Here is a 14,374-nt window from a genome sequence, read left to right as displayed (position 1 = left end):
TTGAATAGGCACAGGCTACCACCTGTGCCATTTGCTTTACGGTTGCCAGTCTACCCGTACACCGACCCCCTTGGCGCGGTTCGGAAAGCTCAGGAGCAGGTAGTGCCCCTCAGCCCGTGTGTTGACGTCCACCGCGTTACCTCCGCTATCCCAGGCACGCATCCGCGCTGGTGTTCTACCCGCCGTGTGGAGCCGTACCGCCGCAGTGGTTCCGCTCGGCGCTTTGATAAAGAAAGCGGTTAACTTGTCGTCCGCCTGCAGGTGCGTAATCCGCGCCGTAGCGTGCAACACAGCAGGAGATTTCAGTCTCTCTGGCAGCGCTTTGAAAAGTCCCCAGCCTCCTGCAGGCACGGAGGGATTGGTTACCACAGGCAGGTCCGGTTGCAGCACGTTGACGTATGTGCCGCGAAGGGTCACGCCACGTTCGAAACAGCGCACAATGGTGTAGTCCCCTCGCTTCAGCACCAGATTGCCGCTCTCGGTGTAAGGGATGCACAGCCCGACCAGCCCCCTCAGCAGCTCACCCCCTTCACGAGAGGACGCGAACATCTCTGGGGGCAGGGAGCACACCAGTACACCTCCCTTTCCCAGCGATTGACGCCAAACCACCGGCTTGCCGCTGGCTTCATCTTTCATCAGCACCTCTGCCCCACGGGGCGGAGCCGTCACAGTGATGGTGGAGAGTGTTCTGACCGAAAACCGCGCCGGCAATCGGGTGTGTGAAGGATTCGTGCGCACCAGTGCGCGACCTTGCCACGGCTGACCGCTGGCGCAGACCTCAAACTGATTGCCCATGTCGACCTCTAAAGTCACCTGCGCCCCTTTGCGTGCAGGAAAGCGATACACCCAGAATGCTTGCCCATCGGCGAATCGCGAGCCACCCACCAGACCCGAGCTGGCATCCGCAACCAGATACGCTTTCTCTGTGGGAGAACCCACCCGGAATCGGACTCTCGTTTGTCCGTCTACCTGCAGATGGAGCTCCGTCACCCAGGCGCCCCACCCGTCCGAGGGCTGTGCATCACTGAAGCGCACCAGCACACTGTCGTTTTCTCTCACAAAAGAAGAGAGGTCTATCCGGTAACGTCGGCGGTTGCTGAGGTCGGTGATGCTGCGTTCCTCACGAGCAACTGTTGTCCATGAGGGCATTGGCGGCATACCCAGAGGCTCTCTTTTCAGCATGGCACCCCACAGTGTCGTAAACAGATGCTCCAGAGGCGATTTGTAGCCCGCTTTGACCCACCACGCATCCGCCACACCAGCGTACGGCGAGTCATCTCCCGCGATGATGAGCCATCCCCCCTGCTCCACCCACCTATTGATAGCGCGATGGGTCTGTGCCGCAGGCGGTGTCATCGTATCATAGTTCAGCAATAACACCTTGAAGCCGTTCAGGTAGCCTGGCTCATGTGCCCAGTCCAAAGAAAGCACCTGTACGGGGATGCCCTTCGTCAGCAGGGGGTAAGTCAAACCGTCAAAGTTCTCCCAGCGGCTGCGCGCCGGCTCCGCCCGTTGCCACATCATGCTGTCAGCCGTAAAGGTAGCGATGCCTGAAGTGCCCGCTTGCAGGTGGGCACCTTTCTGTTCGGGCATGGACTGAAGCACGCTCAACACGGAAAGCACCTGCGTCGCCTGCGCGTCGGGCACGCGCCCAAAGATGCGCTCGGGCCACGGCATGGCTTCATAGCGCGCTACCTGCGGAAACATCAGCGCCGCGATCAACGTCTGCTCATAGTTGCTGCGATAGTCCTCCATCGTGCGGTTGGGGTTGTCCTCGACGGGGTCCATCAGGAACCACATCACTTTGCCTGTGCCTCGCACCAGATGCCACAGCGAAGAGTACTCCAGATAGGCGGTCTCGAAGGTGCGTTCCGCCCTGACGCCATCCAGCAGGCAGGGCGTGCGTGCCGTTCCCGTCCACACCTGCCCGATAATCTCCTGCAGTTCGGGCATCGCCACCGCCGCCGCGTGTGGAAAGACGATGCCCCAGTTCGCATAGTTGATGGGACTGTGAATCGCCAGCATCCGGCGAGCATCCGGCTTCACCCGTTGCGCTTCGCGAAGCATCTCCCGGATGATATTCAGCTCCATCTGAGCCTTTAACCGCTCGCTGCGCCACCTCGCCAGCGGGCTGCTGTGCGGCGGCTGCCATTCCTCTCCATACACGCGTTGCCACTCCTGCTTAAAGCTCTCTTCGTAACCGGCGCGCGCGAAGTACTCCGGCTCTTCGGGAACAATAGCCGCTGACCCGTTTGCCAGTGCCTCGCGAACGTACTGTTTTGCCGCCTCGACCCGCGCGGGCGCGGGAACCATGTAGTAGCTGACGCGCTCGATCACTAACGGCAGACCGTACCGGTCGCGCTGCACTTCGTCGGGGCGAGCCTGCGCATAGTCCGTATACGTGCGGAAGCCATACATCGTGTGTACGGTGTAACCTGCCTGCAACCATGAACGTATCCGCTCTGCCTGCGAAGAGTACACGATAGCCACATCGGCGGGCACGGCGATAGAAGGTTGATACATCGCGCCTGTCTGGAAGGAGGTTACCGCGTCACGCCGCACCAGAGGACGCAGCGACCCACCCAGCCGCTGTTGCAACGGGTCTGGGATACCATTGCCGTCCGCATCCGGCGGGCGGGCGGAAGGCTCCTGCGAATCCACATCCGCCATCAGCAAAGCAATGGCAAAAGCAAAAAACACCAGAATCTGTCGCATGACCACCTCCTCCATCCGAGTCCGAGCTCTGGGATAACATACCTTTCCTTCTCTCTACCCGTTATGGCACTATCACCATGTTCTTGTCCGGCGAGGACGATTCATCCTGCCTGCGGTTGCGCATGATACCCTTCCAAAGTATAATGATTCAGGTTACCCTGATGCGAGTGGACTGTACGGGCGTTCGAAACCACACAGAATGTAGCCGCAGGCTTTAGCCTGCGTCCAAGAAGCCTGCGTTTCTGGAGGGCGAAACACGCAGTCACGAGGTCATGACAATGAGTGTTTTTGACGGCAGACGAATACCTGCAGACAAAATGGGGTTAGACTGGGAGGGCATTCGGCGCGGCGACTACAGCGACCGCTACTTCTGGAACGGCATGACCATCCTGACCCATCTGGCACGGGAACGGTATCGTTTTCAGGGACACTCTTCCCTGCTGGAGGCGCAGGGTATCTTCGACTACCATCACCTGCCCACCGGCGACATGGTGGTGGAGATGCAGTGGTTTCCCCGCCGCAAGCCCTTCACGGTGGTGGCAGGCGTGGACGCCGCAGTCGCCATATTGCAGCGGTGCAGCGGCGAGTGGGATGGAGATACCTTCATCCCCACCGGCGACCGGCTACAGATACTGGCGGTGCAGGACGGGGACATTGCCCCTTACGCGGGCAACCCGATAGAGATTACCCCCGTGCTGAAGGTGCGGGGGCGCTACCGCGATTTCGCCATTCTGGAGACGCCCACGCTTGGCGTACTGACCCGCGCCAGCCGCATCGCCACCAACACCTACCAGCTGTTGCAGGCGGCACGAGGCAAGCCAGTGCTCTTCTTCCCCGCCCGCTTCGACCTGCCCGCCACACAGGCGATGGACGGCTACGCATACTATATTGGCGTGCAGCGATATAACCACGACTTCAGCGGCAGCACTGCCCCCTTCGTCTCTACGCCGGCACAGGCGTCGCTGTGGGGTGGTAGAGCAGGCGGTACCGTCGCCCACGCCATGATTGCCTGCTTCCTCGGCGACACCACCGAGCTGATGCTGCAGTTCGCCCGTATCCTGCCGCCGGAGGTGCCCCGCATCGCGCTGGTGGACTTCCATAACGACTGCGTGCGCACGTCGCTGCAGGTCGCCAGAGCCTTCTTCGATCGCTACCGACAGGCGGTAGATGCCGGCGACCACGAAACGGCACAGCGGTATCGACTGTACGGCGTGCGCCCGGACACCGGCGGCGAGTTGCGCGACCGCAGCCTCCAGCACCTGCCCGACGACCCCAGCCTCTACGGCGTTAGCCCTGCGCTGATTCGCGCCCTGCGTGACGCCCTCGACAACGCGTGGAAAGACTGGAACATCCCCGCTGAATGGCGCGAGCGCGCCGCCGAGTGGTGCCGCCAGATTAAAATCGTGGCGACGGGTGGCTTCAACCTGCAGCGCATCCGCCAGTTCGAAGAAGAGGGTGTGCCGGTGGACGTCTATGGCGTCGGCTCCTCCTTCTTCTCCAACAGCTCCGTCGAAGGCACGATGACCGATTTCACCGCCGACGTGGTGCGCGTGCAGATAGACGGACGCTGGGTGCACATGGCGAAAGAGGGGCGTCGCGCCTGCGAAAACCCCAACCTGCAGTCAGTGGAGGAGATGCTATGAGCGAGTGGGTCCTGCCCTCCGCGGAGCAGATAAAGCATCATGTGCTGAGCAACCTCGCCTTCTGGGCGGAGCACGCGGTGGACCGCGAACACGGCGGTTTCTGGACGCACCTGAACCGCGACGGCAGCCGCTACGGCGACGGGCAGAAGTTTCTGGTGATGCAAACGCGCCTCATCTACGCCTTCTCCATCGGCGCAATCTGGAGCGGCGACAGCTTCTGGAAGCACCTCGTGGAGTATGGCTTGCGCTTCCTGCAGGATAAGATGCACGACCCTAAATGCGGCGGCTGGTTTTGGACTGTGTCGCGCGATGGGGAGCTGACCAATGGCAGCAAGATGGCATACGGGCACGCCTTCGTGGCATACGCCCTCGCCTGCGCCGGGCACGCCCTGCAGGACGACGCCCTGCTTCACGATGCGGAGGACGCCCTGCACTGGATGTACGAGCATCTGTGGGACAGCGAGCGGGGCGGCTACGTGCAGTCGCTGACGCGGTGCCTGTTCCCGCTGGACAACACGAAACGACTGGACACGCAACTGCACAGCATGGAAGCGGCGTCGGCGGTGGCGGCGTTCACAGGTTCGGCGTTCGCGCGAGAGCATCTGCGCGAGCTGGCGCAAACCGTGGTGACGCGCACCCTCCATCCGAACGGACGATGCGCCCGCGAGTGGTTCCTGAACGACTGGAGCGAGAACGTGGATGCGACCGGCGGGCACGTCAGCATCGGGCACAATCTGGAGGCGGCGTGGTTCCTGCGGGTTGCGGGACTGCAGCTGGGCGCGGACGCCTTCATCCCCGTCGCCGATGCTCTGTTGACCTTCTGCCTGCAGCACGGATGGGACGAATCCCGCCATGCCTTTATCCAGACGGTAACGCCAGAAGGCCACGCGGTGAACCGCCACCTCATCTACTGGACGCAAGGAGAAGCGATGGGCGCACTGTCCCTGTGGTGCCGGCTAACGCAAAAGGAGTGCTACCGCCAGCGGCTGGCGCAAGTGTGCCATACGGTGCTGTCCCGCTTCCACGACCCCGACTACGGCGACTACTTCGAGACGCTGGACGAGTCCTCTCAGCCCTCGCACACCTGCAAAGGCAGTGCATGGAAAGCGGCGTACCACCTCACGCAGGCGTGGTGGCATGTTGCCAGAAACCTGTACGACACGGACATAACATGCGTGTTGTAAGCGGGGTGCCCCTGCACCCTCCAGGAGGTCTCCGGCAGCTTTACTTCGGCTCCTTGCGCCATGCGTCGATGTTCGCCTAATAGGCGCGGGAACCCGGCTTGGGCAAGCGGTAGTACGCGGTAGACCTGCTATCCCACGCAATCTCGTCCGTGTGTAACTGCACAGAGAGTGGTTCTAACCGTTGGCCCGGCTTCCGCGCAAAACGCCCCAGCACGTTGCCATCCCTGTCCAGAAGCAGGGTAGCCATTGGTCTAAAGTCACCGGAAGGCTTTTTCTCCAAGCCCAAGAGGAAAAGATTATCCGCACCGCCACGCTCAATCCCATTGCAATACGCAGGCAACGCGCGCGTCCGAAGCAGTTTCCCCTCCCCATCATACACGAACAGCAGCGAGTGCGCCCAGTCGTCGTTGAAGGCGCAAGCCACCACCAGCACGCGACTGCCGTCCCGAGTCACACTCAGCCAGAAGCAGAGCCTTCTATACTGCTTTTCATGCTCCTCCCAAAGGGGGGCTATCTGCTTGCCCGTCACCGTTTCCGGATGTTCCACCGCCTCCCACACCAGCAACGGCGCAATCCACCGCTCACCCCACTCCGCATCCAGACAGGCGACCCGATACCGCATCCGCCGGCTCCCCTCCGGATCCTGCCAGAGCAGAACGGCTGTATACCGGTCGTTCAGTGTGCCCGCACAGTATGTCTCAGCGACAAAGCCCCACTCTTCGGCTTTCCACACCCACAGCACCTCTTCTCGCACCTCTAAGTCCTGCCGGCGTGTCGCGCCGGGAAACTTCCATCGGAAGCGTTTGCGCACCCCGGCGTATACATTGGGGGCATCCACGCGACCGGAAAGCATCGCGTCGCCCGCTCGCTCGGGAGCCGGGCGCACGAACTTCGGCTTGATCTCGGGATGTGGGTATAGTAACCAGTAGATGAGATTGGGGGCTACATGGGGATTGCGCACGATATGGGTGTATAGGCTTCCCGCCCGAAGCGTATTCCTGGTCAGTTCTTGCGCTTTTTGCATCTGTAACCTTCATCAGACGTTCCTTCCCATGCAGGCAGGATGAGGGGAATGTCCTGTTCCCAGTTTCCGCTCAGCAGTTTGGCATCGAACTTGCCCAGATCAGGCTGCGTCCATCCCGCAGTGGTCACCACACGGCTCAGCAAGCCAATGCAGAGCAATCCTTTAAAGAGTCGCATCGCAATTTCCCTCCTTCGCTAATTGGACGCGCCGAAGGCTCAGTGGGTAACAACTCTGCCTCAAGCGTGTTCGCTCAAGAGTCTGATGTGTGTCCCAGCGGCTGAAAGAGGCGGACAACGCGGGGACGAAACCTGCGTTCAGTTGCCCGGACAATCCCATGTCCAAACACCCCATCCCGCGCCATCATACGAACACACGTGTCCCGGCGCTGCTAGCCAGTTGTCGGAGATGTTGTGAATACGACCGGGCAGAACGCCTTTAGACGCGCTCTTCCCATCCAAACCGCACTATACCTGGCTCCCACACCTAACGGGCGCTCTGGGGTACAGGAGCCATCATGACCTTTACACCGTCCTCGCTGGGTGCAAGCCAGTAGACGTTGGCCTCTTTGTCCACGGTGATATTGCAGCGGCTGAAAGACTCGCAGATAGCACGTAACCCTACGAACTTGCCCGTCTTATCGTATTCCACCACCCCGATATACCGCTGGTAGTCCTGCTCGAAAAGAGGCACGTCGTATACCACCCTTGGGTAGCGGGTCAGGTAAAAGTGGCCCCGACCATCGACGGCGTGCAGACCGGTGTAGAACGGCAACTGCTTCTCTACCTCACTCAATTCACCGCTCGGCAGTTGCACTTCTCTCAGCAGCCTTCCTTTGTCGTCATGCACTAGAATCTTGAGGCGGCAGCCTTCGGTCCAGTCTACTTCGGTATAGTATACTTCGCCCGTTCTGTAGACATACCACTTCTTACCGGGAACGCCAGGGTCGGCTTCCTCTATCTGATACAGGTATCCGCGATGCGCATTGACCTGAGGGGAGTCGGCCGTTTCGGGTACCTTGTCCAAAGTGCCGGTCACGGGGTCGAGCCGATATCCATCACCCACAATCAAGCGACCGTCAGGCAGGCACTTCAGGTCAAGTCCTATGATGTCGTAGCGACTAGTAGACTTCGCCAGCGACCGGGCTTGCTCCACAGCTGGCTGCAAAGAGGACTCTACTTGCTTCAGTCGCTTGCCGTCTCGCCCAGTAACCAAGATCTTCTCTTTGCCCGGCTCATAGCAAAACGCCATGACTCTGCCTTGCGAGTCAACGGCGGGAATGCTAACCGATTTGTCTTCAGGGTCCGCCTGCACGGGGAGCCGCTTGAGAAGCCTACCACTTCGGTCAAACAGCCTTACTCCGCCGGGTAACACGAGGTAGACACTGTCTTCTGAGCTGACGTGCAGCTCACATGGACCATACCAGTCGCCCTGTTCCACAGGTCTATAAAGTTGGTCAGAACCACTGCCCCATCGGATGGTAAACAACACCTGCGGTTTGGTCAGCAGATGTGCACTCAGGTCGGGCTGCTGTGGTACCGGCGGCTGTTGGTCAGCGGGAAGAGCAGTCAGGCATGTCATCCACACGACAGTCCATGCCAAAAGCGCTTGCGGCTTCATTGGTTAGACCTCCTTCGTTCTATTGTGGGTAAGACTTGAGCCTGTAGGGACGGAAGCCCCTGTCTCTCCAATAACTAGCGTTTTTAGGACAGCGATGGGTTGTATTGTATAAACTCTGTGGTTCCCCTTCCGGCGCGGCACCGTGTGCATCGAGAACCTCGTCTGTCGGATTTGTTGCCGTACCATTGACCCGATAGATCGTAACCACGTGCACCCCAGCTCTGGCAAGAATGTCTCCAGGTTCTCGCTGTTCCCATGTAATCGGAATGCTATACGTTTCGGTGACCAATGCAGAGACTGTGTACGGTTCCAACGGCCAGTTATAGCCTGCGCGTTTGGCTGCAGCATTGACAACGCCGACGCAATCGAAGCCGTACCCATTGTAAGCGTTATCATATCCGGAGGCATCCCCCCTTACGTCCTCCGCTTTGCCACCATACCACCGACCGCCCCACTCGTATGGCACACCAAGGCAGCTTGTCAGCCACTGCAAGTATGAACGACGAAGCGGGTCCGCTTGCCAACTATTGTCAATCTCTCCATTTCGCACGCTGATGCGAACGGGGTACTCTTCCCGTTCGTCACAGTTTTGGCTCCAGGTCAGGTCCCAGTTGACCGGTGATGGATTAGGAGATTGGTAGCGGCCCGGGGCCGGCGCAGGACTTGCCACGACACGCCTCTGTCCACGAACCCACCATATCACACGCACAGCGTAGCGTGAAGTACCGAGTGCAACTGGGAGAGCGTCCGTCCCCCAGCCGATACTTAGACTCGTGAAAGGCGGGTAGTAGTAATAGCGATGGATATGTTCCGCTCTGTTGTTGCATGTGCATTTAAAATCTGTCTGTTTGAAAGATAGGTTCTGCTCCGAGTCTACGCTGTGTGTCAAACGATACCATGAGAAGTGTAACATACCACCCGGCCAACGGTATACTCGCTGCGCTGCGTCCAAACGTGGTAAAGAATCCTCGTTCCAAATAATGGGGTCCCCATCGGTACCAGTCGCAAACCAGTAACCATCGTTCTCAAACCACCCGCTGCTGCTGTTCCTGAACCCCATGCCGCAGAAGGCGTAGTATCCCTGCCGGGTACGGACCCATACGATAGCCCTGAGCGCTACTGTGTCCGTGGTAAAGGGATAGGCTCGAGCGCGTTCTGTCAGGTTACGGTAATATACCCGCACCTTGTCTATCTCCACGTGTAGTTGCGCATTCAGCGGCAAGGCAAATTTCCGCCGGTGATGCTTCTCCTCTGCCGCATGGTCATCCACCGCGTGAACCATAAACAGGTATTCGCCGGGAGTAACCATCAGGCTCACCGGCACCCGCACCAGAACCCCATGCCTCACCCCGGATGCGCTGGCGGTCAAGCCGTCGGGCTGGTGGTTGTGCTCCACACAGGGCAATTGCGCCAAATCCCACGTGCCGATGCGCTGTAACTCGGGGTCAAACAGCCATATCTCCCCACGGTGTGCGTTCGTGTTCAGGCTGTCTTTCAACACATACCAGCGGATGAAGTAGAGATGTTCATCATCCGTCTCATCCTCTGGCGTTTCCCTGTCATCATACCCCCAGTACTCGGCATACAGCATCGGCTCGTTGTTTTCGTCAACCGCCCGCTCAATGAACAGTTAGTCCATTTAGCTAGCCAGCGACGGTTCGCCTCAGCGGTATCGGCGGCGCCAGCCAAGGGAAGGGCGCACCCTCAGCCCGCTTCTGTTGCCGCTTAGTGGGCTTTGCTGGTTTAACAGGCTTGGCAGACTTCGCAGGAGAAGAAGCATGGGATTGCATGTTGGTTACTGGTGCAGCCTTCACCACGTTGAGCGTGTCCTGCCCCTTCGCCTGCCCGTCGGGATAAAAGTGGGTCAGCCTGCGCAAGCCGGTACCGTCGACGCGGCAGATGTAGAGGTCGGTGGGTACCCACTTTCCCCGCCCAAACACCAGATACTGTCCATTGGGGGAGAAACGGGGCGCGGTGTAATCGTAATCTTCCTCGTCTATTTCCAGTACACGCAGATCACTACCATCGCGTCGCACCAGACAAATGGATGAACCACGAGTCCGCGGCTGCCAGCGTGCTGATGAGACAAAGGCAATCCACTCGCCATCTGGTGAATACACCGGGACACTATCACAACCTGGCTTGAAAGTTATTTGCCTCCTCTGTTTGGTCTGCACATCTACCTCGAAGAGGTACGTTATCGGATTGTTGCCTATAGTATCTTCAACAACCAGATATCTTCCCGAAGGGTGCCACGCTGCAGAATAACCAGTGCAGACGAATCGCACCTCTTCCCCCGTATTGGTCATCAACGCGACATACGGTCCACCGTCTCCGCGTCTTGTGGTGAAGGCAATCATCGATCCGTCTGGTGACCATCCCTCAAACCCAAGAAAGCCTGGGTGATATCCCAGGGAGCGCAGATGGGTGCCGTTCACGTCCAGTACATACAGTTCGTCGGTCATCTCTGTGCCTCCGACACAAGCAAATTTCGTCCCGTCAGGTGCCCACACGGGGTTGGCATACCATTCGGGGGTAATGGCAGTTAAACCCGTGCCGTCTGGGCGTATCTTGTAGATTTGTGAGGGGCCACCGTCGGGAGCATAGCGCACGAATAGTATCCACTCACCACTCGGCTGCCAGACTGCTCCTCCCACCTGGTAAAGCGTTTCCAATGCGCGTTCCAGCTCTTCTTCGCCCGGCTCTGGCGTCGCCCACGCCATCGATAGGCAGGCGAACACTGTCAGCACCAAGCAACTCACAACCCATCTCATCGTTTTCACCTCCCATAGAACTCGTCGGTCCCAAGATGAATGCCGAGAACGGTCTGCAGACGTCGTTCTCTTCCTTGTGGATTGTCCGGGTCAATCTCTTGCAGGTCCACGGGATTATTCATCCATCCTGCTTCTACGAGTACCGCGGGTACTTGATGACCTATTCGACGCTTCTTCCCGCTTCCTGTTACTTCGATAGAATGCCAATGCAGGAAGAAGAAGTTAGCTCGCTTGGGGTTATCTGCAGCTGGTCGGAGCTCAGGTCTCAGAGCGACACGGAGCCAATCGCATACTGGCTGCGCCAAAACACTGCCATGAACATTTTTCGGGGCATAATATACCTCAACGTCGCGACGCTGTGTAGTTCCCGGACTACTGTTGTGGTGGATGGAAACTAAACTGCTAAAACCACGTTCTACTGCTTGCGCTATCCGCTTAACGCGTTCTCGTCGTCCTTTTTTCGTATTGTTAACTGCGGGGTCCTCACGGGAGCTTCTGGTGTAGGCAACGGTATACGCGAACAGGTTCCCGAACTGCCAGCAATCAGTATAGGTAAGATGGTTGCTAACAAGCTCGGCCCCGAGCAGGTTGGCGAGCACGAAGTTGACATCGCACTCGTAAACGACCTTGGACGGTACGCCGTATTGCCCAACAGCTCCCGGCCCGCTTGCTCTTCCCGAGTGTCCCGCATCAACCACTACTCCCACCAGAGGCACCCTGGAGTTCAACGGCAATGCCCAGCGCATCCGGTGTGCCTTATCCATACCGTTGATATGCCCGCGGTCGGGAATCAACGCCAGATAACGGATGGAACCCGGAGGCGATTCCTCCATAGGCGGCAGGATGACCTCCAGGCTGTTCCACCCCGCGTTGGTGGCGACGCCCACATCCCACATGATTACCTCTTGAGGCGAGGGGTCAAGAGCCAGTACAGACCCATCGCTACCTGCCTCGCTGAGATAGTAGCGGAACAACAGCCGACGGTCCTCCGAAACCTCAAGCCGCGTTTGCGTCATCCGCAAACTGTCCGAGCGATTGCTGTCGCTATCGGGAAGGGTGGGCACGTAGGCGAGGGCCGACAGGCGGTAAGTATAGACGCCACGCGGCGCAATGACTCCGTCTGCCAGCTTCCCATCCCACGTCCATGACCAGGTGCCCGGACGGGAAACGCCATCGAACTGTCGAACGAAGATGGGGTTCTGATTGTCCTCAGTGCGGAATATCTCCAGCTTCACCGTGCACGTCCCCGCCTGCGCGTGCTGCAACTGCGCCGAAAACGGCACGCCTGTCATCTCGTCCGGCTTCCACACAAAGTAAGGCTCTGGCCGACTGTCCACCAGCAGCAGGTTCAATACGTTAAAGGTGAACGAAGCCACCTCCGTGAACGTCTGCCGGTCGTTGGGTGGAGGATTGCCTGTGGACACGGTGTATTGCACCGTCACATCCAGCCGATACTGCCCGTTGTGCCTGTCCGCAAGGTTCTGCTGGCTTTGCAACACCACCACGTTACCGGTGGGGTCACCGTAGGCAGGATTGGGCTGTGTGCTCTGGAAGGTTGGGGATGTGGGCGTTACCGGATGCACGTCGGTCTGCTCGGCGAGGGCGGATTGGGTCACACTGGCACTGATAATGTAACCGCTTTGGGGTTGCACCCGCAGACGCAGGTAGAACCATCCACCGATGGTGGCTCCGTTTTGCACCACTTGAGGCGGGCTGTTGTACCCGTTGGGATACCACACGGCGTAGACGGTGACGGAAGCGTGCGCGTCAAGCAGGCACATCAGGGCGAGGGCGGTCAGTACCCCCCCCCGTTTGAGTAGCAAAGCAAGGCGTTTCATCTTTTTTGCTCCTTTCACGAGGGGTAGAAGTCTGCTTACATGATACAGCATTCTTGCAGAAATGTCAATGATTGAAAGAGAGTGTTCGATAAATTGCCTCGCGGCTTGTTCCAGCGACTGAAGCGGCACTTTCCTGTCATGCTGCGCGCAAGCGAAGCATCTCAGCACCTCAAAAGAGATTCTTCGCTTCGCTCAGAATGACAGATGATGTCGCTGTGTGTCGCCAACTCTGCGAGACTATTGCAGTTGCCTGACCCCCACCACTTTTTGAACACCTTCATGACTGAAAGGTCTGGGGTGTTCGAAACAATCTGTTCGATGCCATCTGGCTGGCAAACCTTCTGGTCAGCCGCTCCTCACCTGCCTGCGTTTAGGGCGAGCTTCACCACTCGATGCGAGCTGCGCCCGCCGCATTGCACCGCATAAAGGAAAACCTCTTGCCCTGTCGAAAAGAGATGCCACCGTACCTTTACAGGGCTGGTGTCATATGCTATAATCCTTTAGGTATACAATCTTCTGGTAAAGGAGCGAATGCGCGTGGAGATTGCACAGAAACAAAAGGTTCTGGAACAGGCGCTGACGCAGATAGAGAAGCAGTTTGGCAAAGGCTCGGTGATGCGGCTGGGTGACGCCGCCAAGATGCAGGTGGAAGCCATCCCCACTGGCTCCATCGCGCTGGACATGGCCATCGGCGTGGGAGGTGTGCCGCGCGGACGGATTACCGAAATCTACGGCACCGAGTCGTCCGGCAAGACCACCCTCGCGTTGCAGATTATCGCCGAGGCGCAGAAGCGCGGGGGCATCTGCGCTTTCGTGGATGCCGAGCACGCCCTCGACCCCGAGTACGCCCGCGCCATCGGGGTACAGATAGACCAGCTGTACGTCTCCCAGCCGGGCACTGGCGAGGAGGCGCTGGAGATTATGGATGCTCTTATCCGCACGGGCGCCATTGACGTGGTGGTGCTGGACTCGGTGGCTGCGCTCGTACCGCGTGCCGAGATAGAGGGCGAGATGGGCGATGCGCACGTGGGGATGCAAGCACGTCTGATGAGCCAGGCGCTGCGCAAGATTGGCGGTTCGGTCTCCAAGACGGGCACGGTCGCCATCTTCATCAACCAGCTGCGCGAGAAAATCGGCATCGCCTACGGCAACCCCGAGACCACTCCGGGCGGACGTGCGCTCAAGTTCTGGGCGAGCGTGCGGCTGGAGGTGCGCCGCGTGGACACCATCAAGCAGGGCACAGAGGTCATCGGTGCGCGCACGCGGGTGAAGGTGGTTAAAAACAAGGTGGCGCCGCCCTTCAAGCAGGCGGAGTTCGACATCATCTTCGGCAGGGGCATCTCGCGCGTGGGTGGTATTCTGGACCTGGGCGTGGAGAGCGGTATCATCACCAAGTCGGGCACGTGGTTCACGTATGGCGACACTCGCCTGGGGCAGGGTCGCGAAAACGCACGCACCTTCCTGGAGGAACACCCCGAGATTGCCGACGAGATAGAGGCTCGCATCCGCTCGGGTGGAGCAATACCCACAGTCTCCGGTGCTCCTTTGGAGGAAATAGCCGAAGCGGTCGAGTAATTAA

10 protein-coding genes are annotated in these 14,374 nt (G+C 59.0%); 3 read left to right on the top strand and 7 right to left on the bottom strand.

Annotation, left to right across the window (positions count from 1 at the left end; all coding sequences use genetic code 11):
- Nucleotides 1-36: 36 nt before the first annotated feature.
- Complete coding sequence (locus K6U75_05605) at nucleotides 37-2,715, bottom strand: hypothetical protein (protein ID MCL6474510.1); 2,679 nt, start codon at nucleotides 2,713-2,715, stop codon at nucleotides 37-39.
- Between the two features lie 278 nt (nucleotides 2,716-2,993).
- On the opposite strand from K6U75_05605, the gene K6U75_05600 reads away from it, so the two are divergent.
- Both K6U75_05600 and K6U75_05595 read left to right on the top strand, forming a co-directional pair.
- Nucleotides 2,994-4,358 carry a nicotinate phosphoribosyltransferase gene (locus K6U75_05600; GenBank protein MCL6474509.1) on the top strand — a complete coding sequence of 455 codons (1,365 nt, stop codon included), beginning with the start codon at nucleotides 2,994-2,996 and terminating at the stop codon, nucleotides 4,356-4,358.
- The gene (locus K6U75_05595; protein ID MCL6474508.1) at nucleotides 4,355-5,542 is read left to right on the top strand and encodes an AGE family epimerase/isomerase; all 1,188 of its coding nucleotides are present in this window, start codon (nucleotides 4,355-4,357) and stop codon (nucleotides 5,540-5,542) included. Before K6U75_05600 ends, K6U75_05595 begins: the two co-directional genes overlap by 4 nt.
- Before the next feature lie 76 nt (nucleotides 5,543-5,618).
- Here the strand turns inward: K6U75_05595 and K6U75_05590 are convergent, their stop codons facing one another.
- From K6U75_05590 to K6U75_05565, 6 genes are all read right to left on the bottom strand, one after another.
- The gene (locus K6U75_05590) at nucleotides 5,619-6,566 is read right to left on the bottom strand and encodes a hypothetical protein (protein MCL6474507.1); all 948 of its coding nucleotides are present in this window, start codon (nucleotides 6,564-6,566) and stop codon (nucleotides 5,619-5,621) included.
- On the bottom strand, nucleotides 6,545-6,742 hold the full coding sequence (locus tag K6U75_05585; GenBank protein ID MCL6474506.1) for a hypothetical protein: 198 nt from the start codon (nucleotides 6,740-6,742) through the stop codon (nucleotides 6,545-6,547). Before K6U75_05585 ends, K6U75_05590 begins: the two co-directional genes overlap by 22 nt.
- A 307-nt stretch (nucleotides 6,743-7,049) precedes the next feature.
- On the bottom strand, nucleotides 7,050-8,183 hold the full coding sequence (locus tag K6U75_05580) for a hypothetical protein (protein ID MCL6474505.1): 1,134 nt from the start codon (nucleotides 8,181-8,183) through the stop codon (nucleotides 7,050-7,052).
- 19 nt (nucleotides 8,184-8,202) lie between these two features.
- Nucleotides 8,203-9,774 carry a hypothetical protein gene (locus K6U75_05575; protein MCL6474504.1) on the bottom strand — a complete coding sequence of 524 codons (1,572 nt, stop codon included), beginning with the start codon at nucleotides 9,772-9,774 and terminating at the stop codon, nucleotides 8,203-8,205.
- Nucleotides 9,775-9,826: 52 nt separating this feature from the next.
- A complete protein-coding gene (locus tag K6U75_05570) occupies nucleotides 9,827-10,957 on the bottom strand; it encodes a hypothetical protein (protein ID MCL6474503.1) in 1,131 nt (376 codons plus the stop codon).
- Nucleotides 10,958-10,962: 5 nt separating this feature from the next.
- Nucleotides 10,963-12,795 (bottom strand): N-acetylmuramoyl-L-alanine amidase, encoded by a 1,833-nt coding sequence (locus tag K6U75_05565; GenBank protein ID MCL6474502.1) that lies wholly within the window; start codon nucleotides 12,793-12,795, stop codon nucleotides 10,963-10,965.
- A gap of 543 nt (nucleotides 12,796-13,338) precedes the next feature.
- On the opposite strand from K6U75_05565, the gene recA reads away from it, so the two are divergent.
- Entirely contained in the window at nucleotides 13,339-14,370 is a 1,032-nt protein-coding gene (gene recA / locus K6U75_05560) for a recombinase RecA (protein MCL6474501.1), read from the top strand.
- Nucleotides 14,371-14,374: the final 4 nt, after the last annotated feature.

This window comes from Bacillota bacterium, from assembly GCA_023511455.1.
In the GTDB taxonomy this organism is placed as follows: Bacteria; Armatimonadota; HRBIN16; order HRBIN16; family HRBIN16; genus HRBIN16.
This window is presented reverse-complemented; position numbering and strand designations above follow the sequence as displayed.